This is a genomic window from Bacillus sp. RK1064 (genome assembly GCF_051488405.1).
GTDB lineage: Bacteria > Bacillota > Bacilli > Bacillales > Bacillaceae > Bacillus.
Map to the genome: position 1 here is coordinate 1781059 of NZ_JBPSCZ010000001.1, position 25875 is coordinate 1806933.

Sequence of the window (25875 nt, forward strand, 5' to 3'; positions counted from 1 at the left end):
ATTATAAAAGCGCTTTCAATTAACATTGGCTAACCCAAGAAGTCAATCGGATAGAAATAGAGTCTTTTTCAGCAGTGCACCGCTCGTCCCATTGTTTGCAGCAAGGCTTCGTGTATCGCCTCTGAAAGTGTCGGATGTGCCGCAATAAACTGCTCTAATGTATCAGCGGTCAGCTCTGTATGCATCATCATCGCCGCTTGTCCAATCAGTTCTGTTGCATTCGGTCCGATGATTGATACACCTAAAATTTCTTGATATTGCGGTTCTACAATGACCTTTACTTGACCGGCTGGTTGATTTAATATTAACGCTTTTCCATTTGCAGAAAATGCACATGTCCCTATCCGAATATCCCCATATTGTTTTCTAGCACTCTCTTCATTTAAACCAACACTGGCGATTTCTGGAGAGGTGTAGATGCATCTTGGAATCACTTGTTCATTAACTTTTACATGTTCACCTGATGCATGGGATGCCGCAACCGCTCCTTCATGAAAAGCAGCATGAGCAAGCTGGACCCCACCTGTCACATCACCGCACGCATAAATATGCGGGAGATTGGTTTGCATATGTTCATTGACGTAGATTCCGTTTCTGTCAAATTCAATGCCGACCTGATCAAGATTCAACTCTCCAAGCTGCGGAGTTCTGCCAATTGCCACTAAGCAAAGATCAGACTGGATTTCACACTGCTCTCCTTGATTTTTCTCTACCACTACTTTTCTTGAAGAAGAATCAAGCTGTTTGACTGCAGCGGACGTCAAAATGTCTACACCCGTTTCTTCGAGTTGCTCGTGAAGACATTGTGCTATATCACGATCTTCTTCAGGTAAAATGTGCACTGCCCGCTCAACCATGACAACTCTTGTCCCCATTCTGCTAAATATGCTTGCAAACTCACAGCCGATCACCCCTCCCCCAATGATACAAAGCGAATCTGGTATCGAAGAAAGTGACATGGCATCCTTGCTGTGAATGATCCATTCCCCATCAAAAGGTGCAAAAGGTAAAGCAGCAGGCGCTGCCCCTGATGCAATAATGATTTGTTTTGCTTGAATGATTTCAGATTTCCCTTCACTTTCTATCAATAGCTCATGTGCCGATAGAAATGACGCCTTCCCATTCAACACGCTGATTTTGTTTTTATTCATCAAGTAGCGAACGCCATCAGTTAGTTGCTTGACGACAGACTGTTTCCGTTTTTGAACGACATCCCACTGGATGATAGGCTCATGTTCTGGAAGCTCAATTCCAAAATGTACAGCCGATTTCACATGCTCAAACATATCGGCGCTTTGCAAAAGCGCTTTGGTCGGAATACAGCCTTCATTGAGGCAGGTACCCCCCAGCTGACCTTGATCAATTAACACAACCTTCCTGCCAAAACGGGCAGCTGTTATGGCCGCCACATAACCTGCTGGTCCGCCTCCTATAATGACCAGTGTCATGATACGTTCACCTTCTTCCTATAAAAGAATGGATATTGGTTCTTCTAAATATGCTTTGACCGTTGATAAAAATGCGGATGCCGGCGCTCCGTCCAGCACGCGGTGATCAAACGTAAGACTGAGTGGCAGGATGGTCCCTTTGCACAATTCATCCTCTCGATAAACAGGGGTTTCATACATTGTTCCAACGCCAAGGATACCGGCTTCCGGCGGATTCAAAATCGGAGTGAAATGCTCTACACCATATGCACCTAGGTTGGTGATCGTAAAGGTAGAGCCTTCGATTTCATCGTGAAGAAGTTTGCCTTCACGTGCTTTTTTGCCATACAATTTGATGGTCTTCGCTAGCTCAATGAGCTCTAGTCTCTCCGCATGTCGAATAACTGGCACAGCTAAGCCGTTTTCTAAAGCAGCAGCTATCCCAAGATGAACATACTCAAAAGTTTCCACTCTTTCATTTTGATATTGACTGTTCATCGCAGGGTGTTGGAGTAATGAAAGGATCGTTGCTTTGGCTACAAAATCGGTCATGGTCAATTTTGTATCGTGACGGGCTATGGCTGTTTCATTCAGCTGTTGTTGTAAGTTTGTAAGTTTTGTCACGTCCGCTTTCATCGTAATGGTTAATTGTGCACTTGTTTGCAGGCTTTCCATCATTCTTGAGGCAATTGTTTTCCGCATCGTGTTAACAGGTTGATGCTCTGTCTCATTTTGTTTTTTCTCTGCCCGTTCAGGAAGCGCATGAAGCACATCTGCTTTCGTAATTCTTCCCCCCGGTCCTGTCCCCACCAGCGTATCAATGTCTAGGTTTGCGCTATTCGCAATTTTACGAGCAACAGGGGAGATTTTCTTTCTCTCTTTCTTTGGTTTTGACTGGACGTCCCTTTCTTTCTTTTCCTCCACCTGTTCATTTCCTTCACCGATATAGCAAATGACCGTGCCAGGCGGTACACCTTCTCCCTCAGACACTTTTATATCCAATATGGTTCCTTCAGCAGGTGATTCGATCTCCATTTCAATTTTTTCGGAGTTGATGCTTGCAATGCTTTCCCCTTTATTTACGGTCTCACCGACCCCCTTATTCCAGACAGATACCGTTCCTTCTTTCATCGACATACCCAATTTAGGCATCACAACTTCGACAGCCATCTCCCTCTCTCCTTTCTTTAGTTCAAGATATCTTGTCATGACTCTTGCCAATCATCTCTAATACGGTGTTCACAACCTTATCAGGTGTCGGCAGATATATATCTTCAAGAGGTGGTGAAAATGGTACTGGTGTATGAGGAGCCGTCACTTTTTTGATTGGAGCGTCAAGTAAATCGAATCCTTTATCTGCAATCAAAGAAGAGATATCTGCGGCAATTCCGCACCTTGGATTTGCTTCATCCACAATGACAAGCCGATTTGTTTTTTCTACCGAAGTCAGAATGGCCTCTTCATCGAGCGGCGACAAGCTTCTTGGATCAATCACTTCCGCTTCAATACCTTGAGCAGCTAACTCTTCTGCCGCTTCGAGTGCTGTATGCACTTGTTTGCCTACTGCAAAGATGGTCACGTCTGAGCCTTCTCTCTTCACATCTGCTTTACCAAGCGGCAATGTGTAATATCTCTCCGGCACATCTCCTGTGATATTGTAAAGCGTCTTGTCTTCAAAAAAGATGACAGGGTCCTGATCCTCGATTGCTGCCAGCAGCAGCCCTTTGGCATCATAAGGTGAAGAAGGCACAACTACTTTCAATCCAGGAATGCTTGTAAATAACGCATACAAACTTTGCGAATGCTGGGCTGCTGCTCTAAAACCCGCCCCATGTGTCGTTCTAATCGTGATCGGCACCTCTGCTTTTCCGCCAAACATGTAACGAAATTTTGCGCCTTGATTCAGCACTTGGTCCAGACAAGTACCGATAAAATCATTAAACATAAGTTCCGCAATTGGTCTTAGCCCTGTTGAAGCAGCTGCCATGGCCGCGCCTACATAGCCAGCTTCACTAATCGGTGTGTCTAGGACACGCTCACGTCCAAACTCCTGTACGATTCCTTTGGTTACTCCAAGAACTCCGCCCCATGCTTCATCATCCTGTAAGTGATCTACATGAGCGCCTCCCGCAACATCTTCCCCCATTAAAATGACATCTTCGTCTCTTCTCATTGCCAGTTTAATCGCTTCATTCAAAGCACTAGACATGCTGATTTCTCTTGTCATTTTCCTCTCCCCTTTCTGATTTATTGATACGAAACATACACATCGGTCAGTAATTCGGTATGATCTGGATATTCACTTTCTTCACTGAATCTAACGGCTTCATCTATCGCTTCTGCTACAGCCGCTTCAATACTTGATATCTCCTGATTCGTCAGCAGCTGCTTCTTTAATAATTCATTTTTAAAAAGAGCGATGGCATCTTTCTCTTCTTGGTGTTCTGTTTTTTCTTGATTTGTTTTGTAGCGCTGAGCGTCTCCTTCAAAATGACCATAATTCCGATATGTCATGCATTCAATCAATGTCGGACCTTCTCCATTTTTTGCTCGTTCTATCGCTTGTTCTGCTGCTTGATAAACGGCTGTCACATCTTTTCCATCTACTTGAATACCCGGAATGCCATAACTGGCGGCTCGATCCACGATCGATTTGCAGCTTGAAGCATAGGAAAATGGCGTCGCTTCCCCGTAACCATTGTTTTCTGCGATGAAAATGACAGGCAGTTTCCAGATGGCGGCGAGATTGATTCCTTCGTGAAAAGTCCCTTGATTGTTTGCACCATCCCCAAAAAAGCAAACGCTTACATTATTTGTCTTTTTATATTTAGCCGTGAGGGCTGCCCCGCACGCAAGTGGAAAGCCGCCTCCAACAATTCCGTTAGCACCGAGCATTCCTTTATCAAAATCTGCAATGTGCATGGATCCACCTTTTCCTTTACAAAGACCTGTGGCTTTTCCATAGATTTCTGCCATCATTCCTTTTAGATCACAGCCCTTAGCGATACAATGGCCGTGGCCGCGGTGTGTACTTGTAATACTGTCTTGTTCATTCAGGTGAGCACAGACTCCTACAGCAACAGCTTCTTCGCCAGCATAAAGATGGACAAAGCCTGGCAAAATCCCTTTTGTAAAAAGCGTGTGTACTTGATCTTCAAATTGGCGGATTTCCTGCATTTTTTGATACATCCAAACGGCTTTTTCTTTTGTGAGTGCCATTTCCATATGGTAAAACCTCCTATCTTTTTTTGCTTGCACTTATATACAAGCAAAAAACGTGCCAACATCATGGCACTTGAAAACTTAGGTTTTGAACGATTCACACCGATCAAAAAAGAGACAAAATGAGATTTGCGTCTCTATTTGTCTCAATATGTCTACTTCATCTCCTACATATCACGATGATCAGTTCCATTGGCCACAAAAAAAAAGCATCCCATAAAGGAATGCTTTTCACTCTGAATCGATTGTACGCCGCCATTTTAATTTTCCTTTGCAGACGCCGCACACATAACGAGAGGTATCAAATCGTCTTTTCCTGATAAAATACTGACCGCATCCTGTGCAGACATATTCATGCCGTTTCTGTACACGCCGTTTATTTTGTACGGTCTTTAGCGGTGTACAAAAACGCGGGGCTCCTACTTGTTTTAATAACTCTTTAAAATCCCGGTCACGATGCTGATAGCCCTTCCCCTCAAGGTGCAGATGATAATGACACAGTTCATGCTTGATGATCCCAATCAATTCAGCTCTTCCATGCTCCTCTAAATATCGGCGATTTAACTCAATATTGTGTGTACCAAGCAAATATCTTCCGCCTGTCGTTTTGAGACGGTCATTAAAAACAGCTTGATGGCGGAATGCCTTACCAAAGAACTGCTCAGAAATATGCTCTGTTAACTGCTGTAACTCTCTCTCCTTCAATCAAGATCGTTCCTTTCTATAAAAACCTCGAACGGGACAATTTCCCCTTTGCATACATTGAAGGTACACCCACTGTTTCGATCAAAGGAGGAATGGGCGATGCCCAACTGGCTGAAAAATCAGATGCAGAAGGCATTTTTTGAAAAAAATCATTACCAAATCAAATTGCTGAATCAATGCTGGTACTTCTACAGAAAAAAACATTCAGTCACATCAAGGCACACCCCATCCTAAGGTGCGCCTCGTTTTTTGTTTACTCTGGTTTCAGCATGGAGAGGGCAACGCGGCCTTTTGCCTGGTCAACGGAGTCCACCCATACAGTTACAATGTCACCAACTGATACAACGTCAAGCGGATGCTTCACAAAACGGTTGCTTAGCTTTGAAATATGTACAAGCCCGTCCTGCTTTACACCAATATCAACGAATGCGCCGAAGTCTACGACGTTTCGCACCGTTCCTTGCAGCTCCATTCCTTGCTTCAAGTCCTCCAATTTCAACACATCTGTTTTCAAAAGAGGTTTTGGGACTTCATCGCGCGGATCACGCTCAGGTCTTGTCAGCTGATCGATGATATCCTGAAGTGTAATGATACCAATATCAAACTGCTCTGCTGCTTCGTCCAGTTTGACCTCTGCAATTTTCTCCTTTAACAGCTCTGTGCCAAGATCGTCTGGCGTCATCTTGATCATGCGTAAGAATTGTTTTGTTTCTTTATAGCTCTCTGGGTGAATGCCTGTACGATCAAGTGGATCTTGTCCGTCTGCGATGCGCAGGAAGCCGATACACTGCTCATAAGTCTTAGCACCAAGTCTTGGAATATCCTTGAGCTCTTTTCTGCTTGTGAATCTCCCAATCTCTTCGCGGCGCTTGATGATATTTCCTGCGACGGCTTTTGAAAGGCCTGACACATATTGCAGCAGCGCCTGTGAGGCCGTATTGACGTTCACACCGACTTGGTTGACGACAGTCTCCACCACGAAGGTTAACGAGCTGTTTAATTGCTTTTGGCTCACGTCATGCTGGTATTGGCCCACCCCGACAGACTTCGGATCAATTTTCACAAGCTCTGCTAAAGGATCTTGTAATCTTCTAGCAATTGATATGGCACTTCGTTCTTCGACTTGCAGGTCTGGAAACTCTTCTCGCGCCAGTGCAGACGCAGAGTATACACTTGCCCCTGCTTCATTCACGATTAAATAGGACACCGGCTGATCCAGCTCTTGAATCAGGTCTGCGATGAATTGTTCGGTCTCTCTTGAAGCTGTTCCATTTCCAATCGCAATGACTTCAATATTTGATGATTGAATGATCTCTTTCACTTTTTGTTTGGCTTCCGCTTTTTTCTGCACAGGCGGGTGCGGGTAAATGACGCCAATATGATGGACTTTGCCCGTATCATCCACGACGGCTAACTTACAGCCTGTACGAAATGCAGGGTCGACTCCTAGTACACGCTTCCCTTTCATCGGCGGCTGAAGAAGCAGTTTTCTTAAGTTTTCAGCAAAAATATGAATCGCTTGCTCTTCTGCCTTTTCTGTCAGCTCTTTGCGTATTTCTCGTTCGATTGAAGGCTGAATGAGGCGCTTATAGGCATCATCAATTGCCGCTTCAATAAACGGTCTCGCCGTCGTCTGCTTGCCTTTTATGACTTGCTTGTCGAGATAGAAACGAATATTTTCAGCAGGTGGTTCGATGGCTGCCTTTAAGATGCCTTCTTTCTCTCCACGATTGACCGCTAGTACACGGTGGGGCACTATCTTTTTGATGGGCTCTTGATAATCGTAATACATTTCATAGACGTTTTTCTCATCGCTCTCGATGTCTTTTCCTGATGTGACCAGACTGCCCTTTTGGTACGTTTCACTGCGAATCCATTTCCGCATATCAGGATCATCAGCCAGCTGTTCAGCAATGATGTGCTGCGCGCCTTCAAGTGCCTCGTCTACACTTCTTACTTCCTTTTCTTCGTTGATAAAAGAAGCAGCCTTCTTCTCGATCTCATCGCTTGGCAGCGCGAGTACATATTCCGCCAGCGGCTCGAGCCCTTTTGCTTTGGCTACATTCGCCTTTGTTTTACGTTTTTGTTTGAATGGCCGGTATAAATCTTCGACCTCTTGCAGTTTATGAGCTTGTTCAATTTTTTGTTTTAATTCATCCGTCAGTTTGTCTTGTTCAGCGATTAAGCGAATGACTTCTTCTTTTCGGTTCATGACATTTTGGATATATGTATAGCGCTCTGAAATGGTTTGAATTTGCACCTCATCCAGTGAGCCTGTCTGCTCTTTCCGGTAACGGGCAATAAACGGGACGGTGTTGCCATCCTCTAAGAGCTTGATGACACTTTCAATTTGTTTTGTTGAAAGCTTTAATTCTGTTGCAATTTGTTTCAATAAAAAGTCAGATGTCTTCATACTTTGCATCCTCTCACTGTGTCTTCTCTTTTAGTGTATCAAAAAAACCGGCAAAACAGAAAAAAGGTCAGCTATTTTACATGAGCTGACCAAGTACATAGGTGAGATCGTCTTTCTTGTCTTGTGTGTATGTTTCAAGCTGTTTGGCAATGTCTGCAACTGAATGACTATGCTTTAAACACATTCTCATGTTTGGCACATTCAGTCCGTCTGAATACATAATGAATGTCGATCCTTTTTCGTAGGAATAGGTGTAAGTTTTATATTTTCTAGGTTTCCCTGATAAGTATCCTGATGTCGGAAGTGGATAAATATAGTCGCCAGAAGGGGCATTCAAGATAAACCGAATATTACCAACCGAACAATAGGTAAATTGCTGCTGGGAAAAATTCACCTTTAAGATCGCAACTGTGGCCCCGCGTTTATTTTTCATAGCCTGATTGCATCTGTCGATGAGGGTCGTCATATCCTCATGTCCATATTCTTCGACAATTTCGCTGACTAAAGAAGATGATTCATTGGCGAACTGACCGCTGCCTAATCCGTCTGCCACAGCACAAATTAGTTCTTCATCATCTGCTTTAATAAAAAAACTGTCCCCGCAGCAAGATTTCCCTTCTTTATTCGATTGATAGATAATGGCATTCACATGCTCATGCTGTTCAATCTGCTTCATTACCCTAGCTCCATAGACGCATCTTCTGATAATGCATCTCGTAGCTTTTTAACTGCCTTCCGTTGCAGTCTCGATACATGCATTTGGGATATCCCGAGTAAATCGCCTGTTTCTTTCTGACTCTTATTTTGTAAATAAGTCAGATCGATAATCTCTTTTTCTCGATCTGTCAGAACATGAAGCACACTCTCAAGCATCATTTTTTGGTTTACACGTTCGTAGCCCTCTTCTTGTGAGCCGACAACGTCTAAAATGGTGACTGTACTTCCTTCAGAATCAGCCTCTACGCCTTGGTCAACAGACAGCGCTTGATAGCTTTTGCCCATCTCCATTGTTTCAAGTACTTCTTCTTCTGTCACATCTAGGTATTCTGCAATTTCTTGAACTTTAGGTGACTTTTGCGTCTCCGTTGTCAGATGATCAACTGCCATCTTGATTCTTGGTCCAAGCTCTTTGATCCGCCTTGGTACATGGACACTCCATGTCTTATCACGTAAAAAGCGTTTGATTTCCCCGATGATGGTTGGAATGGCAAAGGCTTCAAATGATTTACCGACGAGCGGGTCATATCGCTTAATAGCGCCGAGTAAACCAATCATTCCAACTTGTCTGAGATCCTCATGAAAACTTTTCCCTTTGGAATATTTTTTCGCCAGCATATCGACCAGATTTGTATAACATTCGACAAGCGTGAGCTGCGCCTGCTCGTCTTGATTGGTTTGATAGCTTTGGATGAGGCGATCTACTTCATCTTTAGTTAGTTTCATAGTTTTGGATGGTTGTGTCATGGTCAACTCGCTCCCTGTTTAAAAACTTTGTCATCGCAACGGTAACTCCGGAGTTTGCTTGCACCTCGACTTCATCCATCAATGTTTGCATCAAATATAAACCAAGACCTCCTTCTGCCAATTGATCCACCGTATGAGCAGATGTGTAAGGCCCTAGTCCTTCCTGCTTTTGCTTAAAGTCAAAGCTACCGCCTTTGTCAGAGACAATGATTTCTAGACGATCCTCATAGACAAGAAAGCGAACAGCTACCTCTCCATCTTCGCCATGTTCACCTTTGTAGGCATGCTGAACTGCATTTGTACAAGCCTCACTGACGGCAATTTTTAAGTCTTCAATCTCTTCGTAAACATAGCCCATACGGCTTGCTACGCCTGAAAGAGTCAGGCGAATGATGCCTACGTATTCTGGTTTCGCTGGGATTTTCATTTCGATTAGATCTACTGATTCGTTCATTGTACCCCACCCTCTGTCTTTGCAGAAATGTCAATGATGTCCTTTAGTCCAGTAATTTCAAACAACCTTACAAGCCGATCTGACAAGTTCTCAAGCTTTAATGTTCCGCCTGCTTTTTGAGCCGCTTTAAACAGCCCAACAAATACACCTAAACCCGTACTATCCATATAAGAAACATCCTTCAAGCAGATTTCAAGATGATCCCCTTGCTCCGCTTTAGGCATAAGCTTTTCTCTTAGCTCAGGAGCGGAGTATACATCGATTTCTCCGCTGACGCTAATTTTCGTCTTATTATCTATTTGATGCTCTTTCATAGACATATTCATTATGCATTCACCTCGAAATTCTTGTTTCCTAGAATTTTATATACCCGCATATTTACTTTCTAAACCTTTCTTTTCAGAACAAGTAATGTAAAGTCATCATGAAGCTGAAAATCTTGCAGCTTCAGTAAGCTGGCATAGATAGCATCGACCATTTCCTGAGCGGAATAAGATAGGTGCTCTGCTATAAGCGTTTTGATATCCTCCCGCTCTAAAAAACCGTCCTCTGCCTTGGATTCTGTCACGCCATCTGAGAATAAGATGACCATATCCCCGACGTCCAAATACTTCTCATACTGCCGATAGTCAAAGTCTGGTGCGATCCCAAGGACAAGTCCCTTAGCGTCTAAATCGTAAAATTGATTCTCTTTTTTGCAATAGAAAAAGCCCGGCTCATGACCAGCCGATGCATATTTAAATTCATGCGTTGCTTTATTATAGCTGCCATAGAACATGGTAATAAACATGCTCGGGTCTACGTTTTGCTCGACAACACGATTAAGGGTTTTTAACACCTTTGTGGGACCGCTTCCTGACTCCGGCAAGGAATCCATCGCATACTTAATCATCGACATACAGAGCGCAGCCGGGATGCCTTTCCCAATCACATCTGCGATCGCGATATTAATCGTATCGTGATCGGTGACAAAATGGTAATAATCTCCACTCATCTGTTTTGCCGGCACACTAATAGCCCCGATATCAAATGTGTCTCCTTCTGGAATTTTCGTTTCCAGAAGGGTTTGCTGAACATTAGCAGCAATTTCGATTTCTGATTTAATTTCTTGCTGGATGCCTCTAAGTGTTAAATGTTCCTGGTAAGCTAGTCCGTACCCAATCATGACTTCAATTAAGAAGTCTAGTGAATGAAAGACATCTTCCGGCAAATCAGGGTATAGCTCCTGAATCACTTTTCGGTGAACACTCACTATTTCTTCAGGAGGTATTTGATGCTCAATGGTTTTTCGGCTAAATTTTTGAGCTTGATAAAGCGATGTTTCAGTTAAATCACTGATATAACGACTGAGCAGCTGATGATACCGCTGCTCCATTACCTCCTTAAAATCCATGGTTTCCCTCCTAGCGAAGCCACTTAACAGCTTTTATCTCCGTTCCTTGTTCTTGTGTAGAATCTAATTCAAAATCATCCATCAGTCTTCTGACTCCCGGAAGACCTGCTCCGAGTCCGCCTGATGTAGAAAAACCGTCTTCCATCACTTTACGTATATCCATGATGCCAGGCCCTTCATCGGCTGCAATGATTTTGAGTCCACGCTTTCCGCGCTCCATCACTTCTTCTATACAAATCTGACCTTTACCAGCGTATAAATAGATGTTTCGAGCTAGTTCAGAAATGGCCGTCGTAATTCTTGCTTGGTCAACTGTTCCAAATCCTAATTCTTTAGCAACATTTCGCCCCAGTTGTCTTGCCGCAACTATGTCCCATTCCGTCAAAATTTTCACACAGGATTGGTCTTTCATATCTATTCCCCCAATTCCCGCTTCAATGTCTCAAGCCCTTGTTCAAGATCTAATGCTGTCTGAATTTCTTCCAGTGATATACCAAGTTCAATCAGTGTTACAGCGACTGCCGGCTGTATTCCTGTTAATACAACTTTTGCCCCCATGAGCTTTGACATCGTGATGACATCGCCTAATACTTTTGCGATAAATGAATCGATCATATCAACAGATGTTAGGTCAATGACAACGCCGTTCGCTCCTGTTTCATGAATTTTATTCAGCAAGTCTTCTTGAAAGTGAAGGGCTGTTTGGTCATCAAGCTCCCACTGTATCGAAATTAGAAGACAATTATATAATTTTAAGATTGGAATCTTCGGGTGATTTCTCACTGGGTTTCCCCTCCAATGAAACAATTTTTCGATTTGTCATTTCTAAAGCAGTTTGAATTCCTTTTTGAAGGGTATTCTTTGTTGTAACTTGAGATAAATCAATTCCAAGGGTGACGATGGTTTGGGCGATTTCTGGGCGAATACCGACCAATAAGCATTTTGCACCTACTAATCTCACAGCCTCTGACGCTTGAATGATATGGTGTGCCACCATTGTATCGACGACAGGTACACCGGTGATGTCGATTAAGACCACCTGTGACCGATGCTTCACAACGCCATTTAACAGATTCTCCATGATCTTCTTCGCACGGTCTGTATCAATTGTTCCGACAAGAGGCATGACAGTGATGTGCTCAAACACCGGAATCAGCGGAGCAGAAAGTTCCTGTAACGCAATTTTTTGAAGGTTGACGGTTTTCTCCCATGAGATGGAGTAGTGATTCAATATTTCGTTATGAACTGGTGAGATGAACCGATCAATTTCCCATATGAGCTCATTACTTCCTTGTTCAGTATTTTTGTCACTGTTCATTTTGTGATATAAGTGTGAACGGATTTCCGTTAGCCCTTTTGCCAGTAACTTAAGTGATATACCCATTTGTACAATTTTTAAAGCAAAAGATTGCACTTTTTCTTCAAAATCCTCAGCATTCGCCTCTGAAAGGGATGCCAGAATAAGCTGGACATATTCGGAACAAATCGTTTCATACATTTTATCGTTTAGCATCATGTCCGTTTCTTCTTCTCCGAGTCGTTTGAAGATGTCAGTCCATTCTTTTTCTAATTCCTTTTGGTGCGCTCTCGCAAAAGCTAACACGATATGATTCGACATAATTTACCCCCTACATACATAAAAAACAATAACTTTCATTCTCTCTCCATTATAGCCTTAATAAAAAATGAACACAAAAAAAAGTTGCTCACAGGAGAGCAACCAAATATCACCATATTAAAAATCAATAAGAGCCAAACTAACTTGTAAGGCTTCATCAACCTTCTCCATCATCTCATCATCAAGATGTGTGATTTTATCTGTCAATCTTTGTTTATCGATTGTACGAATCTGTTCCAAAAGAATGACAGAATCTCGTTCAAAGCCGTAGCGCTTTGCATTGATTTCGACGTGAGTCGGTAATTTCGCTTTTTGTATTTGGGCTGTTATGGCTGCAACGATAGCAGTCGGGCTGAAGCGATTTCCAATGTCATTTTGAATCACCAATACCGGGCGAACCCCGCCCTGCTCGGAGCCAACAACAGGAGATAAATCAGCAAAGTAAACATCACCGCGTTTAACAATCAAATGTTTAACCCCCGCTGACTAATCGCTCAACTGTATTCTCAGCCTCAAACTCTGCGTATTGTGCCTCTGAAGAGATATTCAGATTAATTTTCGCCATCTCCATGTAGCCGCGTCTCATCGATTCACGATTTTGTCGAATATTACGTTCACGAATATACGTTTTTGTCGCTCGGTAGATCAATTCATTTCTTGTTACCTTATCCTGCTCTGCTACTCGTTCGATCTCAGACATTAAAGTCTCCGGCAGTCGAATCTTCATTTCGTTTGTTGCGCTGGATTCAGACAAAAAACATACACCTCCACAAAACTTACGGATACCGTATCGATCCATTCCAAGACTAATCATACCATTATTCAATGCACAAGCAAAGCTGTTTTTTCATCATTTCTTATTAGAACATGAAGCGGCTCGCCACCCGTAAATCAAGATGATAATGGAGTTCCTCTTTCCCATTATACGCTTTTTTCCGAAAATCATACGGTATTTCCAAAATCTCTAAAAAAGGGAGAATGTTTACCCTACTTTTGTCGAATAAAAAAGAACGAAGTCAGTTTGACCATCGTTCTTTTGAACACTGTTTATAAAAAGCTTGGCCCGCTTTGAAGCAGCGGATTCCGTACATGCACTCTTTTGCCGTCCTCCATATATACTCTTGGGATGCGGTGGCCAATCGAGCAAGTGACTTCATAGTTAATGGTTTCAAGCCTTTTTGCGATTTCATCGACTGATACCATGTCTTCCCCTTGCTTACCAATTAAAACGACCGGCTCCCCTACTGGAAGATTGTCTTTCAGTTCAATCATGAATTGATCCATGCAAACCCTTCCTGCGATCTTCCGGCGCTTTCCGCCAACGAGCACTTCCGTTCCTGCCAGCTTCCTGATCCACCCATCTGCATAGCCGACTGGAACCGTACCGATCCACGTATCTTGATTGGCTGTATACGTCGCCCCGTAGCTGACACTCTCACCCTTTTGAATGCGCTTCACATGGGCAAGCTTTGTATAAAGAGACATGGCTTCTTCCAGCTTGAAAGGTAATTCATCCTTGATTTCTTCTGACGGTGACAGCCCGTACATACTGATGCCGAAGCGAACCATATTAAACAAAACGTCTTTAAACCTTTGACCTGCTGCACTGTTGGCGCAATGAACGAGCAGCTTGTCCGTATGAAGCGGCTCGAGCAGTGTTTGAAAGGTATCGACCTGCCGATCAAAGTAGGCCTCATCCTTTTCATCAGCTGTCGCAAAGTGAGTAAATACGCCTTCCAGCTGTAAATAAGAGTGTTCACTGACAAGCTTTTTCACTTCGTTCACTTGCTCTATCGTTTTCACACCTAATCGGTTCATTCCGCTGTCTATTTTCAAATGAAAACGTATAGGTTGTCCCATCTGTCCTTTCACCATTGTGGTGACTTCTCTCAGCCAATCGATGGAGTAAGCGGTCATGATGACATTGTATCGAACGGCGGCTTTGACATATTCCGGCGGTACGGCGCCGAGTACAAGAATCGGTGCTTTGATGCCTTTATTTCTTAAAGAGACGGCCTCATCTAAAAAGGCTACGGCTAATAAGTCTGCTCCTGCTTTGAGGGCAGCTCTTGCCACTTCTATATCTCCATGTCCATATGCATTGGCTTTCACCACAGCCATCAGTTGAACACTTTGACCAATATGATCTTTCATATGTGAAACATTATGCTTAATTGCTGTTAAATTAATTTCTGCCCATGTGTCTCTATAAAAGGCATTTGTGTCCATCCATCACACTTCCCTATTGAATGATTCAATACCTTTATTATGATACTAAAAATCAAGAATAATGTGAAACAAATCAAAGAAAATCAGCCCTTGCATAGGGCTGATGTTTCATTTCCAAGGCTCTCGCCTGAGATATTTATTTAGCTGACTGGCCTTCTACACTCTTTGCAACCATCAAGAGCTCTTCCTTCGATAGATCACTTGAAGAAATCAAGTAGTCCACTCCGTCAGATGTCCATGAAAGGGATTGGTCTGTGAGAACCCCAACTGTCATGCCAAGGTCGACTGGCTCGCCGTTCATCGTCACAGGCGTAGATGCTTCAGCTACTCTCGCTTTTTCCTGAATGAGTGTGAAGGATTTCTTACCGCCATACGTCATCACATAACGTTTCCCAGCATCTGTCATCATTTCTTTCTCTTCCATCTTCTTCACGCCCTCTGGCATATCAACTGGCGTTTTCACCGCAAAGCTGTCAGATGAGTCTGCACTTGTGGCTACATCCATTTGAGAGAGTGTCATGTTTTTCTTCTCATCAAATGCATCTTTGTCAAAGGATTTATTGAATTCAAAGTGAGAGAATTCCACTTTCACCATTGGCTTTTTGTCGCTATCCAGTACTTTCACACTGGCAGGCGCCATTGTTTTTTTATGAAAGGTAATCTCTTGGGTAGGCAGCATTTGGTTGTGCTGATAATTGGTTTTGGTTTCGAACACATACTTTGATTCTTTCGCTTTGAACTGAGCTGCACTGTCATTTTTAATGTCCTTCACGAGTGACTCAAATAAGTAGACCTGACTGCTATTATTTGGCCAATCACTGTGGAAACGGAAGCTCTTGTTCAATGAAGGTGTCAGCACAAACACACCATTGCCATTTCTTAAAATGACTTGACTCTGATCCTTTTTTGGATTTTCTAAATAGACACGGTAAAGTTCCGGCTTCTTGTACCAAATTTCTACTCGATACTCCTGCGGGTCATTTCCTGTCTCAATGGTCATTTTTGCTTTGGCTTTGTATGATGTCATTTCCTCTGCCTTTTTGTTTAAATCTCCAACGATATCCTGCTGAGATTTTTGACCGCATGCGGAGAGAATCAGTACAAAAAGGATTCCCGTTACAAGCAAAACAAAGCTTCTTCTCACCCTTTTCAACCCCTTCGTTAATTGTGTTAAAAGGAAGAAACCGCTTGTTTGACTTTAACAGTACGCCTCAAGAGTTAACTGCGTACCGCGAACCATCAAAGCCTGTTAGCAACTCGCCCTTCCTTATCGCACTACCCAATATATGAAGGGGGGACAAACAATATGCAGACTAGCTTGACAACCTTTCAATTAAAACTTGTGCAGCAGCATATTCTTTCGTGTGAGTGATGGACACATGAACCTGGTCGCCCATCGTTTTCTTGCTTTTGATGAAAGGTTTTCCATGTTCGTCTTTCTGAATTTCCAAGTCATGAAAGCTTAAATGCCGGCCGATTCCCGTTCCGTAAGCTTTAGCGAAAGCTTCCTTTGCTACAAACCGTCCCGCCAAAAATTCCAGCTGCCTCTTTTCACTGAGTTCGTTAAAGATGTCTTGTTCACTTAACGTTAAAATTCGTTCTGGTAAACGAGGCTGTCTGTTAAGCACTCGCGCGAGCCGGTTGATTTCTACAATATCAATGCCTATTCCTTTGATCATGAGGTACCTCCTATGATACTCGTACTAATTTGGATGTTCTCTTCATAAACGTGTTACTATAAACTTACCATTATCTAGTCAAAAGGGGTTTGTTATGTTTATTCGAACGGAGAGCTTTCAACAATTTATTAGATCGTATCCAATCGTAACAACGATTCTTGCTTTGCAAATTGGTCTGTGGCTTATATTTGCGATTCCTATCCCTCTTATACAGCTTGGTCACGACCATCTCGTCGGTTTCAATTATGGGGTAGCTGCCGGAGAATGGTGGCGGCTCGTCACACCTATTTTCCTTCACGGAAGTCTGACCCATATTTTGTTCAATTCTATGTCCTTGTTCTTATTCGCTCCAGCGCTTGAGTATTTGCTTGGGAAGGTTCGATTTCTGATCATCTATCTTGGTGCAGGGTTCGTTGGCAATCTCGGAACCTATTGGGTAGAGCCTTTAGAGTATGTACATGTCGGCGCTTCTGGTGCCATCTTCGGTTTGTTTGGCGTTTATTTATACCTTGTTCTATTTAAACCGCACATGATGGACCGCGGCAATTCTCAGGTGATCATAACGATTCTTGCAGTCTCTGTCATCATGACTTTCGTTAACTCAAACATCAATATTATGGCTCACTTATTTGGATTGATCGGCGGCATGCTCCTAGCACCTCTTACGCTATTTTTCCATTCAAAAAAAAGACGCTACTAACCTCATAAAAAATGTCGATCACTCCTATGAACGGGAAGCTGATCGACATTTTTTGTTTAAGAAGATTTATTTTTTTCATACGAATACCAATCCATTATACGTGCAGCATCTTCTTCCTCAAGGTGATGCACACCAAAGGAATCAAGCAGTGCAGAGGATTTCACAAAAGTGTGAATACTCGCCAATCGGCCTTTCTTTTGGAAGAAAGATTGCGTCATCGTATAGTTTTGCATTCGTTTTCTCAAGACAATGCCAGTGGTTTTGCCAATGCCTCTTGATGTCAGTTGAATCAATGAATCTTTGATCGTATAGCCTGATTGTTTATAAGCTAAATAGCCAAAAACCAAAGCAATAGGAAGCGGAATGAGTGCCAAATACCCCCATGGTGGAAAACGTACAGATAGGATCACGCCGACAAGTAATGGCACAAAGCCGTAAGAGATCAGGTAGCGTTTGAGTGAACGCTTTGGCACCTTTTTCAGTTCAGCTTCTGGCGCCAAGTGATAATGATCTGTGAATTGAGACAGCAGTTCGCTGATTTTTTTCTTTCGAATCAGCGGAAATAAGACGGAAGAGGTTTCTTTTTCTGTAATAGAACCTCCTGCGCTCACAAGCATCACCGTCGCAAAGCCAAAGGGCTCACGGAGAATATTTTCTTTGATTTTCACTGCTTGAATTCTCGCAAGTGGAATGGTCATTTGATGCCTCTCGATGAGTCCTCTTGTGATGATGATGTCTTTCCCTTTTCGTTTTGCGGTAAAATTCGCATATTGAAGGGCTGTAACCCCCACACTAAGAATCCACGCAATCAATACGGCAATAAATATGAGAATCGCATAAATCTCAATACTTGCATGACTTAAAAAAGAGAAGCGTTTGAAGAATCCGTCCAAAGGAAGAATTTCATCTATTTGTGTGTAAATGGCGAGACACCCGGAAATAATGACTCCGATTCCGCTTGAAGTGGTCGCAGCCAAAAGCAGCTCTGGTACACCCATCCGATAGGAAACATTCATTTCTTCTTCTACAGGTTGTTGCGCTGTCAGAGGATCATGCGGAACATCCCCATTTTCATCCAACATCTCTTCTTGCTGCAAGCTTTTCTTCCGGTTGAAAATCGATTGCTTTAATTGTTCCGCTTCTGCTTTTGTAATCGCCGTCAGGCTCACTTCCGGACCGTCCGTTCCGCCTGCTGTTTCGATTTGGACCCGCACCAAGCCGAAAATCCGCTGGAAGATACCTTCACTTGTATTCACGGTTTGAATTCGTTCTAACGAAATATATTTTTTCTTTTTTGTGATGACGCCCGATTCCACGCGAAATTCATCATCTTCCATCCGGTAGGTGAATCGCCTCCATGCTAAAACGGTTGAAACAGCTTTCCATAAAAGAAGCACACCGAGAATGATAAATGCATAAAAACGAATGCTCGAATTCGAGTTCACAAAAATAAGCACGAAAAAAGGGATAATGAAGTTTTTGATCATGGATACGGCATCTGATATAAAATCAATGAACATCGAGATTGGATGTACACGTTTTGGTTCAGACATCATCTTCCGTCACCCTTGCTAAACGAGATATGTAATCACGAAGCTCATCTGCTTCTTCTAATTCTAGCGCCGGTATATCATGAACTGTAGCAGCAGTCGATATTTGAACAGATGCCAAACGGTAGCGCCTTAAAAGCGGCCCTTGCGATGTATCGACATGCTGGACTCGCACCATCGGTACAATCACACGTGTGACGCGAATGAGTCCATGCTGAATTTCAATTTCATTTTCGAATACTTCGTAGCGCCAGATGCGATGACGGATTTTCGGTATAAGCCAAATACCAAAAATGACCTGTAAGACCCATAAACCGACGAGGATGGCCCCAATCCAATATGGCCATTGAAAATAATAACTAGCAATAAATACCCCAATGATGATGAGTAAGAAAATCAATGAGATAATTCCATTTTGAAGACGCCATACCTTTAATCCATTTAAGCTAATTTGACGTTGCGGCTGTTTTCTCACATTCTTCCCCCATTCTCTTACTTTTCTATCAATATATTACGAAACAGAGCCTAAAAAGTTTCAATAAGCCTGTTAAAAAAAGCGAACCCTGCAAAGGATTCGCTCTTGTATGTTAGTTGTTATAAGATTTCTTTTGACGACGATCGTTAGAAGAACGATTGCGGTCATTTGATGAACGCTTTTTATCACCGTACGATGAACGGCTTTTCCCGCGATAGCCGCCTCCTCCGCCGCCGTCTCTACGTTTAGAAGAGCTGCGGTTGTTGCGATTGCGTTTTGAAATCATTGGTGCTTCATCTGTCAAACGAACAGGCGTTGCATCTGGCTCTTTTGTCATCATTTTGATGGCAGCCGCAACCACTGTGACAGAATCATTATCTTCTAGCAATTCAGCAGCAGCTGTCATGTAGAAGTTTAAGTTGTTTTCACTGATGATTGTGCGCAGACGATCAATGGTTACTTGCTGTTGACCTTCAATTGCTTCATCTAGAGTTGGTTCTTTCATACGTTCCATTTTACGTTTAGTCGTTTGCTCAATCGCACGAAGCATATCTTTTTCACGCGGTGTGATAAATGTCACCGCCATACCTGTACGTCCAGCACGTCCTGTACGTCCAATACGGTGTACGTAGCTCTCTGGATCTTGTGGCACGTCAAAGTTATACACGTGTGTTACGCCTGAGATATCAAGTCCACGTGCTGCAACGTCTGTTGCTACAAGCACATCGATTGAACCTTCTTTGAATTTACGAAGCGCAACCATACGTTTCGCTTGTGTCAGGTCACCATGAATTCCTTCAGCTGTATAACCTCTAAGGTTAAGTGCTTCTGTCAATTCGTCAACACGGCGCTTCGTACGGCCGAAGACAATTGAAAGCTCAGGTGATTGAATGTCAAGAAGACGAGTCAATGTATCAAACTTCTTACGCTCGTGGATATCCAAGTAGAACTGTTGGATGTTAGAGACTGTCATTTCTTTCGCTTTTACTTTTACATGTTCTGGGTTTGTCATGAAACGTTCTGCAATGCGCTTAATTGGTGCAGGCATTGTCGCAGAGAATAAAAGTGTTTGGTGTTCACTTGGTACATTTGAAAGGATCGCTTCAATGTCTTCGATGAAACCCATGTTTAGCATTTCGTCTGCTTCATCTAGCACAACAGTTTCAACATTTTGAAGACGCATTGTACGACGGTTAATGTGATCGAGTAAACGTCCTGGAGTCCCTACGATGATATGAGGATTTTTCTTGAGCGAACGGATTTGGCGGCCGATATCTTGTCCACCGTAAATCGGAAGTACGCGCGCACGCTTGTCTTGGCCAATTTTGTATAGCTCTTCAGATACTTGAATCGCTAGTTCTCTTGTTGGCGCAATGATAATCGCTTGGATATTTGGAGACGCTGGGTCGATTTTTTCTACAAGAGGAATACCAAATGCTGCAGTTTTTCCTGTTCCTGTTTGTGCTTGTCCAATGACATCTTTATTCTGAAGACCGAGAGGAATTGTTTCCGCTTGAATCGGTGTTGCTTCTTCAAATCCCATGCGGTTAATAGCTTTCATGAGACTTTCGCTTAATTGAAAATCTTGAAACGTTATAGTCAAATTATTCAAACTCCTTCTAATTGCTGTTTCAGTAATCTCGTGAATGATCATTAAAAACTGCCCTTTTCCGAAAGGACAGGTCCATTATATACAAAGCCCGAATTACCCTACCTTATATCTTACCATTACACTATTTGTTTTTCAACAAGACAGAAATGGATATATCTACTGTTCCACAATGACAGATTCACCATCACTTTGATCTCCATCCATCCATTTCCACTTTTCGAACAGTTGAATTTTTCCGTTATCCAACTGCTTAGGTGTAGAATTGCAAGACCCGCTTCTCATGCTGCCGTCTTTGCTGACATGGTGGTACCTAAAATGAAGTGTTCCATCCTCATTCACAGTTCCTACAAGTACACCAGATACAATACTGCCGCCTTGATATGTGCCCGTTAATATATTCCCGTCCTGACGATATTGAAATATGGTTCCTGCCGATACTTCTCCGTTACTCGAATTAGACTGCGGGACAAAGGTTTTTCCGTCATAATGAAACAACCGAATCAACCACCTTTTCTTTCCTATTGTACCATAGGCTTGTCACTCATTCGACAAAAATGATGCAATTTTTAACAAGTGGGATTCAATTTATATTAGTTTAGCCACATTTTCGCTTTTCTATAGATTAAATTGTTTTTTTTAGAAATTGCTCTACTTTTTCAAACAATTGCTGTGCACATGGCTCGTGACAAACATGGTGTTTACAATCAGGTAAATAAAACATTTCTTTCTGACGAGACGGGATTTTATGATCAATAAATTCTGCACTTGAAGCGGGCACAATCCCATCACTTTCACCTTGAACAATTAACACAGGGAGGTGAAGCTTCTCAAGGGAGCTCTTCGTTTGCTTCACCAGCTTCATAAATTCTACAGCGGCTGACAGCGGTGTGCTCGTTAGCTTATGGCGGTATCTATCATACAAAGGATTCGTATCAATCAGCCCAGACAATGATTCCTTCAGCATCTGCCTTGTGTCTTGAATCATTTGTTTTGGATTCACATATTTAGCCGCAGCACTTAAAAGAACGAGACGAGCAACCGGATACTTCGCTGCAAGATAAGAAGCGATCATTCCTCCCATGGAAAAGCCGATCAAAAAAATGGTGTCGCATGTTCGGTAAAGAGATAGCAGTTCTAATTCAGCTGTTGCAATCCATTCTTGATAGAAAATGCCTTTGAGCTGAAGCTCATCCCCATGCCCCGGAAGCGTGACTGACTGAACGTTCCAATCTGTCTTCTGCTTTAAATATTGCGCCAGCGGTTCCACTTCATAGGGGGCGCCAGTGAATCCATGTATACATAGACAGCCAATCATTCTGTCACCTTCTTTGCGCTCACTCTTTATAGTGCAGTAATGACTTCTTCTAATCTCATGCCGCGTGAGGCTTTGACTAGAACAACATCGTCAGGACCTGCTACGTCAGCAAGTTTTTTCTTCAGTTCCTCTTTGTCCATAAATGAGAACACGCGCGCGTCACCGAATGATTTCTTTGCTCCTTCAGCGATGAATGCACCTAGGCGGCCATACGTCATCACATGATCAATAAATTCAGGCTTGATGTAGCGGCCTAGTTCATAATGATACGTTTCTTCTTCGCTGCCCATCTCGAGCATGTCTCCAAGGACAAGAATGCGATTAGCGAAGCCGTCCATATCTCCTACAAGATCAATTGCAGCTTTCATGGAAGTAGGACTTGCATTATACGCATCATTGATAACAGTGATTCCTTTCTCTGTTTTAAACAGCTCAAGACGCATCCCTGTCAACTTTGTTTGCATGAGTCCTTGGGCGATTTGTCTTTCATTCAGTCCAAAGTGCTGGCCTATGGCAATTGCAGCAAGGGCATTCTTCACATTATGTTTCCCTAATACAGGAATGAGAAACCCCTGAGCATACCCTTCGACTTGAAATTCAGTTCCTTCTGCAAGCTGGTTGATATGCGTTACCTTGATATCACAGTCCTCTGCTTCCCCAAAGGTTTTCACACGCTGCGAAAGTGCAGTCGCTCTCTCGCGCAGCAAGGGTTCATCTCCTAAGTAATAAAAGATGCCATCCTCTTTTAATCCTTTTGTGATTTCACATTTTGCATCAGCAATGGCTTCTCTTGATCCCAAATCTTGCATATGAGATTCTCCAATATTGGTGATGACTGCTGCATCAGGCTCAGCGAGTTTTGACAAAAACTCGATCTCACCTTTTGCACTCATCCCCATCTCCAACACAGCAATATCTGTTCCTTCCGGCATTGCAAGAATGGTGAGAGGTAGACCGATATGATTATTAAAGTTACCATCTGTTTTATGAACTTGATAAGCCGTTTGTAAGACGGAATGAATCATGTCTTTCGTTGTGGTTTTCCCATTACTTCCTGTAATACCGACAACACGAGGTTTTTCTTCTTTCAAGTATGATTTTGCCAGCCGTTGAAGTGCTGCCAGTGTATCCTCTACAAGAATGACAGGTACACCGAACGGTGGATTGGCTTCTTTTTGATTCCAAAGAACAGCTGCGGCTCCAAGCTCCACTGCTTTAGAAGCAAATGTGTGACCGTTAAAATGTTCTCCAATTAGGGGGATAAACAATGCACCTTTTGATACTTTTCGTGTATCTGTTGTCACTCCGTGAATTTGCTCTTCGCCAAAAGCTTGATTAGATAGTGTCCCACCAGCCATTTGGGCGATTTGTTTCACTGTACGTTTGATCATGATTTTTTCGCCTCTCTTTCTCATTTCACGTTTGAAGGAAAAGAGACACTACCTAAGGATAGTGTCTGCTTGTTGCTCACATTAAAAAGTCGTTTTAATGGTTTGTTTTTCTTGATGGCGTTCAATTGCAAGTGACACTAGCTTTTCAATCAGCTCTGGATACTCTACACCAGTGTGTTTCCAAAGCAGCGGGAACATACTAAATGGTGTGAATCCAGGCATTGTATTCACTTCATTGATCAGCACTTCACCTTCTTCTGTGAGGAAGAAGTCTGCACGTACAAGACCAGATCCATCGAGGGCTTTAAATGCCTTAATCGCCATATCATGAATCGTCTTGTATTCATCCTCTGACACACTTGCAGGAATGATCAAATCTGTATCGCCATCTTCATATTTTGCTTTGTAGTCATAAAAATCTGTTTTAGGTGCAATTTCACCAACGACAGAGCATTTCGGCTCGTCATTTCCTAATACACCAATTTCGATTTCTCTTCCAACGACGCCTTCTTCGACGACCACACGACGATCATATTGGAAAGCCAAGCCGAATGCGGTTTGCAGCTCTTCTTTGCTGCGGCATTTGCTAATTCCAACACTTGACCCCATGTTGGCAGGTTTCACAAAGCATGGATAGCCAAGTATTTGTTCCACCTGTTCTAAGCTGTCTGGTGTGGCCTTTTCATAGTCTTTTTTATTGAAGGAAAGGTGCTTTGCTTGTGCAAGTCCTGCTTGAGCAAAAACATCTTTCATCATGACTTTATCCATACCCGCTGCAGAAGCAAGAACACCGTTGCCGACATACGGGATATTTAGCAGTTCAAGTAATCCTTGCATCGTTCCATCTTCACCATTTGGCCCGTGCAGCAATGGGAAGACAACATCAATCTTCTCATCAGCAGATGCAGGCTGCGGGAACATGCTTTCATTTAAAGAAGTTGGTAAAAACGTCTTTGCGTTCTGTTCAAATTGAAGCATTTTGACGTTTGAAACTGGTTCAGTGAGTTTTTCTCCTCTTAGCCATTCGCCCTCTTCTGTAATATAAATTGGATGTATATCGAACTTCTCAGTGTTAAGTGCTTTTGTAACTGCAAGGGCTGTTTGCAGTGATACATTATGTTCGGCTGACTTTCCGCCGTAAATCAATCCTAAACTTATTTTCAATGGATACTCCCCCCACTAAAATTCATCTTTACTATCTTATCACTTTCAAGCAAAAATGCTCTAATTAATTTTTGTTGTTACGGAATTGAAATGATTTGTAAAGGTTGTAAGCGCCTCCCGAGCATTTGTATGTCATTCGCCATTATTTTATATTAAAATGACATTGAAAAGGAGTTGTGACAAATTGAAAAAAATCACAAGTACTGAACAATTCAATGAAATCATTCAATCTGACAAAGAAGTCATCGTTAAATTCTTTGCAACATGGTGTCCTGACTGTACAAGAATGGACATGTTCATTCCAGACATCTTAGAGGCTTATGCTCACCATGAATGGTTTGAAATAAACAAAGATGATTTCCCTGAATTAGCAGAAACGTATCAGGTCATGGGTATTCCAAGCCTGTTAATTTTCAAAAATGGCGAAAAAACAGGTCATTTACACAGCGCAAACGCAAAATCACCTGAAGAAGTGACAGAGTTTCTTCAAGGGCACGTTTCTTAATTGGTTAAACGAAGGACATCAGCAAACGCTTGCTGGTGTCTTTTTTTCTTCTCACATCTCTTACATCAAATCTCTCCATAAGACGAGTTGCACATCCAAAACGTTTCAATGAGCGAAAGAATGTTTTATATAGATGTTTCACTTACGACAAGAAATGACAGGAATTATTTCCTGGGAAAGAATGAGCGTCGACTAGGCTTCGAATTTGTCGGTTACGTGAATTTTCTGAATAGATTCTTTACTTCTGACATTTCGCTTTGTATAATAGAGTTTCTAATTGATAATGATTATCAATTTCATCTATGTGAAATCCTATAGACGTCTATACTTATATAAAGGAGCGATGAGTCACATGTCTAAGAAGAAAATCAAAACATATCAGCAATTGATTGAAGAGAACAAGAAGGCCATCATGCGCGACCCTAAAATGATGGAAAGTATATACGAAACAATCGACAAAAAGCATCAGAAGCAGCTTGCAGCTGCTGGACGTGAATCATAAACATAAGACGAGCAGTCACAGCTGGCTGCTCGTCTCTTTTGTCTTTTTCAACAGAAA

General features: G+C 42.6%; 30 protein-coding genes. 4 read left to right on the forward strand and 26 right to left on the reverse strand.

Annotation, left to right across the window (positions count from 1 at the left end):
• Nucleotides 1–68: 68 nt before the first annotated feature.
• The 5 genes from lpdA to ACSSTM_RS09315 all read right to left on the reverse strand — a co-directional run bounded on the left by lpdA (nucleotide 69) and on the right by ACSSTM_RS09315 (nucleotide 5354).
• Nucleotides 69–1448 (reverse strand): dihydrolipoyl dehydrogenase, encoded by a 1380-nt coding sequence (gene lpdA, locus ACSSTM_RS09295; RefSeq protein WP_420735100.1) that lies wholly within the window; start codon nucleotides 1446–1448, stop codon nucleotides 69–71.
• Between the two features lie 18 nt (nucleotides 1449–1466).
• Nucleotides 1467–2597, reverse strand: coding sequence for a dihydrolipoamide acetyltransferase family protein (locus tag ACSSTM_RS09300; RefSeq protein WP_420735101.1), 1131 nt, complete (start codon nucleotides 2595–2597; stop codon nucleotides 1467–1469).
• 22 nt (nucleotides 2598–2619) lie between these two features.
• Nucleotides 2620–3654: an alpha-ketoacid dehydrogenase subunit beta gene (locus ACSSTM_RS09305; protein ID WP_095286211.1), complete on the reverse strand. Its 1035-nt coding sequence runs from the start codon at nucleotides 3652–3654 to the stop codon at nucleotides 2620–2622.
• 20 nt (nucleotides 3655–3674) lie between these two features.
• Nucleotides 3675–4652 carry a thiamine pyrophosphate-dependent dehydrogenase E1 component subunit alpha gene (locus tag ACSSTM_RS09310; protein ID WP_034663939.1) on the reverse strand — a complete coding sequence of 326 codons (978 nt, stop codon included), beginning with the start codon at nucleotides 4650–4652 and terminating at the stop codon, nucleotides 3675–3677.
• Between the two features lie 228 nt (nucleotides 4653–4880).
• Nucleotides 4881–5354, reverse strand: a complete 474-nt coding sequence (locus tag ACSSTM_RS09315; RefSeq protein ID WP_034663941.1) for a SprT family protein — start codon at nucleotides 5352–5354, stop codon at nucleotides 4881–4883.
• 99 nt (nucleotides 5355–5453) lie between these two features.
• Here ACSSTM_RS09315 and cmpA point away from each other — a divergent pair, with 99 nt between their 5' ends.
• Nucleotides 5454–5588 carry a cortex morphogenetic protein CmpA gene (gene cmpA / locus ACSSTM_RS09320; RefSeq protein WP_095286213.1) on the forward strand — a complete coding sequence of 45 codons (135 nt, stop codon included), beginning with the start codon at nucleotides 5454–5456 and terminating at the stop codon, nucleotides 5586–5588.
• A 19-nt stretch (nucleotides 5589–5607) separates the two neighbouring features.
• Here the strand turns inward: cmpA and ACSSTM_RS09325 are convergent, their stop codons facing one another.
• The 14 genes from ACSSTM_RS09325 to acpS form a co-directional block, all read right to left on the reverse strand.
• Nucleotides 5608–7767: a Tex family protein gene (locus tag ACSSTM_RS09325; RefSeq protein ID WP_437404146.1), complete on the reverse strand. Its 2160-nt coding sequence runs from the start codon at nucleotides 7765–7767 to the stop codon at nucleotides 5608–5610.
• A gap of 76 nt (nucleotides 7768–7843) precedes the next feature.
• Nucleotides 7844–8443 carry a PP2C family serine/threonine-protein phosphatase gene (locus ACSSTM_RS09330; protein WP_034663944.1) on the reverse strand — a complete coding sequence of 200 codons (600 nt, stop codon included), beginning with the start codon at nucleotides 8441–8443 and terminating at the stop codon, nucleotides 7844–7846.
• Complete coding sequence (sigB, locus tag ACSSTM_RS09335) at nucleotides 8443–9231, reverse strand: RNA polymerase sigma factor SigB (protein ID WP_034663946.1); 789 nt, start codon at nucleotides 9229–9231, stop codon at nucleotides 8443–8445. Before sigB ends, ACSSTM_RS09330 begins: the two co-directional genes overlap by 1 nt.
• Nucleotides 9197–9685, reverse strand: a complete 489-nt coding sequence (gene rsbW, locus ACSSTM_RS09340; protein ID WP_034663948.1) for an anti-sigma B factor RsbW — start codon at nucleotides 9683–9685, stop codon at nucleotides 9197–9199. Before rsbW ends, sigB begins: the two co-directional genes overlap by 35 nt.
• Nucleotides 9682–10011 carry an anti-sigma factor antagonist gene (locus ACSSTM_RS09345; RefSeq protein ID WP_034663950.1) on the reverse strand — a complete coding sequence of 110 codons (330 nt, stop codon included), beginning with the start codon at nucleotides 10009–10011 and terminating at the stop codon, nucleotides 9682–9684. Before ACSSTM_RS09345 ends, rsbW begins: the two co-directional genes overlap by 4 nt.
• 59 nt (nucleotides 10012–10070) lie before the next feature.
• Nucleotides 10071–11078, reverse strand: coding sequence for a PP2C family protein-serine/threonine phosphatase (locus tag ACSSTM_RS09350; protein ID WP_095286219.1), 1008 nt, complete (start codon nucleotides 11076–11078; stop codon nucleotides 10071–10073).
• 10 nt (nucleotides 11079–11088) lie between these two features.
• Complete coding sequence (locus tag ACSSTM_RS09355; RefSeq protein WP_034663954.1) at nucleotides 11089–11490, reverse strand: anti-sigma regulatory factor; 402 nt, start codon at nucleotides 11488–11490, stop codon at nucleotides 11089–11091.
• 2 nt (nucleotides 11491–11492) lie between these two features.
• On the reverse strand, nucleotides 11493–11861 hold the full coding sequence (rsbS, locus tag ACSSTM_RS09360) for an RsbT antagonist protein RsbS (protein WP_003214235.1): 369 nt from the start codon (nucleotides 11859–11861) through the stop codon (nucleotides 11493–11495).
• Nucleotides 11821–12696, reverse strand: coding sequence for an RsbT co-antagonist protein RsbRA (locus ACSSTM_RS09365; RefSeq protein WP_045210228.1), 876 nt, complete (start codon nucleotides 12694–12696; stop codon nucleotides 11821–11823). The genes rsbS and ACSSTM_RS09365 overlap by 41 nt, the downstream gene beginning before the upstream one ends.
• Nucleotides 12697–12813: 117 nt before the next feature.
• The gene (gene ndoA, locus ACSSTM_RS09370) at nucleotides 12814–13164 is read right to left on the reverse strand and encodes a type II toxin-antitoxin system endoribonuclease NdoA (RefSeq protein WP_003214169.1); all 351 of its coding nucleotides are present in this window, start codon (nucleotides 13162–13164) and stop codon (nucleotides 12814–12816) included.
• A 4-nt stretch (nucleotides 13165–13168) separates the two neighbouring features.
• The gene (locus ACSSTM_RS09375) at nucleotides 13169–13450 is read right to left on the reverse strand and encodes a hypothetical protein (RefSeq protein WP_012008995.1); all 282 of its coding nucleotides are present in this window, start codon (nucleotides 13448–13450) and stop codon (nucleotides 13169–13171) included.
• 293 nt (nucleotides 13451–13743) lie between these two features.
• Complete coding sequence (alr, locus tag ACSSTM_RS09380; protein ID WP_106038585.1) at nucleotides 13744–14925, reverse strand: alanine racemase; 1182 nt, start codon at nucleotides 14923–14925, stop codon at nucleotides 13744–13746.
• 136 nt (nucleotides 14926–15061) lie between these two features.
• On the reverse strand, nucleotides 15062–16078 hold the full coding sequence (locus ACSSTM_RS09385; RefSeq protein ID WP_152620487.1) for a LolA family protein: 1017 nt from the start codon (nucleotides 16076–16078) through the stop codon (nucleotides 15062–15064).
• Between the two features lie 160 nt (nucleotides 16079–16238).
• Nucleotides 16239–16604: a holo-ACP synthase gene (gene acpS / locus ACSSTM_RS09390; RefSeq protein ID WP_034663960.1), complete on the reverse strand. Its 366-nt coding sequence runs from the start codon at nucleotides 16602–16604 to the stop codon at nucleotides 16239–16241.
• Between the two features lie 94 nt (nucleotides 16605–16698).
• On the opposite strand from acpS, the gene ACSSTM_RS09395 reads away from it, so the two are divergent.
• Nucleotides 16699–17304 (forward strand): rhomboid family intramembrane serine protease, encoded by a 606-nt coding sequence (locus tag ACSSTM_RS09395; RefSeq protein WP_034663961.1) that lies wholly within the window; start codon nucleotides 16699–16701, stop codon nucleotides 17302–17304.
• A 56-nt stretch (nucleotides 17305–17360) separates the two neighbouring features.
• On the opposite strand, the gene ACSSTM_RS09400 is transcribed toward ACSSTM_RS09395, so the two are convergent.
• The 7 genes from ACSSTM_RS09400 to ACSSTM_RS09430 form a co-directional block, all read right to left on the reverse strand.
• Nucleotides 17361–18860, reverse strand: a complete 1500-nt coding sequence (locus ACSSTM_RS09400; RefSeq protein ID WP_437404147.1) for a PH domain-containing protein — start codon at nucleotides 18858–18860, stop codon at nucleotides 17361–17363.
• Nucleotides 18850–19329, reverse strand: coding sequence for a PH domain-containing protein (locus tag ACSSTM_RS09405; protein ID WP_034663964.1), 480 nt, complete (start codon nucleotides 19327–19329; stop codon nucleotides 18850–18852). The genes ACSSTM_RS09400 and ACSSTM_RS09405 overlap by 11 nt, the downstream gene beginning before the upstream one ends.
• A gap of 112 nt (nucleotides 19330–19441) precedes the next feature.
• Nucleotides 19442–20932 carry a degradosome RNA helicase CshA gene (gene cshA, locus ACSSTM_RS09410; RefSeq protein ID WP_034663965.1) on the reverse strand — a complete coding sequence of 497 codons (1491 nt, stop codon included), beginning with the start codon at nucleotides 20930–20932 and terminating at the stop codon, nucleotides 19442–19444.
• Between the two features lie 165 nt (nucleotides 20933–21097).
• On the reverse strand, nucleotides 21098–21436 hold the full coding sequence (locus tag ACSSTM_RS09415; protein WP_034663966.1) for a glutamate synthase: 339 nt from the start codon (nucleotides 21434–21436) through the stop codon (nucleotides 21098–21100).
• Between the two features lie 127 nt (nucleotides 21437–21563).
• Nucleotides 21564–22256 (reverse strand): alpha/beta hydrolase, encoded by a 693-nt coding sequence (locus ACSSTM_RS09420; protein WP_034663968.1) that lies wholly within the window; start codon nucleotides 22254–22256, stop codon nucleotides 21564–21566.
• A 26-nt stretch (nucleotides 22257–22282) separates the two neighbouring features.
• Nucleotides 22283–23647: a UDP-N-acetylmuramoyl-tripeptide--D-alanyl-D-alanine ligase gene (locus ACSSTM_RS09425; protein ID WP_095286242.1), complete on the reverse strand. Its 1365-nt coding sequence runs from the start codon at nucleotides 23645–23647 to the stop codon at nucleotides 22283–22285.
• A gap of 81 nt (nucleotides 23648–23728) precedes the next feature.
• A complete protein-coding gene (locus ACSSTM_RS09430; RefSeq protein ID WP_034663971.1) occupies nucleotides 23729–24811 on the reverse strand; it encodes a D-alanine--D-alanine ligase in 1083 nt (360 codons plus the stop codon).
• 184 nt (nucleotides 24812–24995) lie between these two features.
• Between ACSSTM_RS09430 and ACSSTM_RS09435 the strand changes: the two genes are divergently transcribed.
• Both ACSSTM_RS09435 and fbpB read left to right on the forward strand, forming a co-directional pair.
• Nucleotides 24996–25316, forward strand: a complete 321-nt coding sequence (locus ACSSTM_RS09435; RefSeq protein WP_034663973.1) for a thioredoxin family protein — start codon at nucleotides 24996–24998, stop codon at nucleotides 25314–25316.
• Between the two features lie 352 nt (nucleotides 25317–25668).
• A complete protein-coding gene (fbpB, locus tag ACSSTM_RS09440) occupies nucleotides 25669–25818 on the forward strand; it encodes a Fur-regulated basic protein FbpB (RefSeq protein ID WP_003214266.1) in 150 nt (49 codons plus the stop codon).
• The last annotated feature ends 57 nt before the right edge of the window (nucleotides 25819–25875 follow it).

Bases quoted from the DNA above. Each gene is read 5' to 3' on its own strand.
- lpdA (WP_420735100.1), bottom strand. From the start codon at position 1,448: ATGACACTGGTCATTATAGGAGGCGGACCAGCAGGTTATGTGGCGGCC.
- ACSSTM_RS09300 (WP_420735101.1), bottom strand. From the start codon at position 2,597: ATGGCTGTCGAAGTTGTGATGCCTAAATTGGGTATGTCGATGAAAGAA.
- ACSSTM_RS09305 (WP_095286211.1), bottom strand. From the start codon at position 3,654: ATGACAAGAGAAATCAGCATGTCTAGTGCTTTGAATGAAGCGATTAAA.
- ACSSTM_RS09310 (WP_034663939.1), bottom strand. From the start codon at position 4,652: ATGGAAATGGCACTCACAAAAGAAAAAGCCGTTTGGATGTATCAAAAA.
- cmpA (WP_095286213.1), top strand. From the start codon at position 5,454: ATGCCCAACTGGCTGAAAAATCAGATGCAGAAGGCATTTTTTGAAAAA.
- ACSSTM_RS09325 (WP_437404146.1), bottom strand. From the start codon at position 7,767: ATGAAGACATCTGACTTTTTATTGAAACAAATTGCAACAGAATTAAAG.
- ACSSTM_RS09330 (WP_034663944.1), bottom strand. From the start codon at position 8,443: ATGAAGCAGATTGAACAGCATGAGCATGTGAATGCCATTATCTATCAA.
- sigB (WP_034663946.1), bottom strand. From the start codon at position 9,231: ATGACACAACCATCCAAAACTATGAAACTAACTAAAGATGAAGTAGAT.
- rsbW (WP_034663948.1), bottom strand. From the start codon at position 9,685: ATGAACGAATCAGTAGATCTAATCGAAATGAAAATCCCAGCGAAACCA.
- ACSSTM_RS09345 (WP_034663950.1), bottom strand. From the start codon at position 10,011: ATGAATATGTCTATGAAAGAGCATCAAATAGATAATAAGACGAAAATT.
- ACSSTM_RS09350 (WP_095286219.1), bottom strand. From the start codon at position 11,078: ATGGATTTTAAGGAGGTAATGGAGCAGCGGTATCATCAGCTGCTCAGT.
- ACSSTM_RS09355 (WP_034663954.1), bottom strand. From the start codon at position 11,490: ATGAAAGACCAATCCTGTGTGAAAATTTTGACGGAATGGGACATAGTT.
- ACSSTM_RS09365 (WP_045210228.1), bottom strand. From the start codon at position 12,696: ATGTCGAATCATATCGTGTTAGCTTTTGCGAGAGCGCACCAAAAGGAA.
- alr (WP_106038585.1), bottom strand. From the start codon at position 14,925: ATGGACACAAATGCCTTTTATAGAGACACATGGGCAGAAATTAATTTA.
- acpS (WP_034663960.1), bottom strand. From the start codon at position 16,604: ATGATCAAAGGAATAGGCATTGATATTGTAGAAATCAACCGGCTCGCG.
- ACSSTM_RS09395 (WP_034663961.1), top strand. From the start codon at position 16,699: ATGTTTATTCGAACGGAGAGCTTTCAACAATTTATTAGATCGTATCCA.
- ACSSTM_RS09400 (WP_437404147.1), bottom strand. From the start codon at position 18,860: ATGATGTCTGAACCAAAACGTGTACATCCAATCTCGATGTTCATTGAT.
- ACSSTM_RS09420 (WP_034663968.1), bottom strand. From the start codon at position 22,256: ATGATTGGCTGTCTATGTATACATGGATTCACTGGCGCCCCCTATGAA.
- ACSSTM_RS09425 (WP_095286242.1), bottom strand. From the start codon at position 23,647: ATGATCAAACGTACAGTGAAACAAATCGCCCAAATGGCTGGTGGGACA.
- fbpB (WP_003214266.1), top strand. From the start codon at position 25,669: ATGTCTAAGAAGAAAATCAAAACATATCAGCAATTGATTGAAGAGAAC.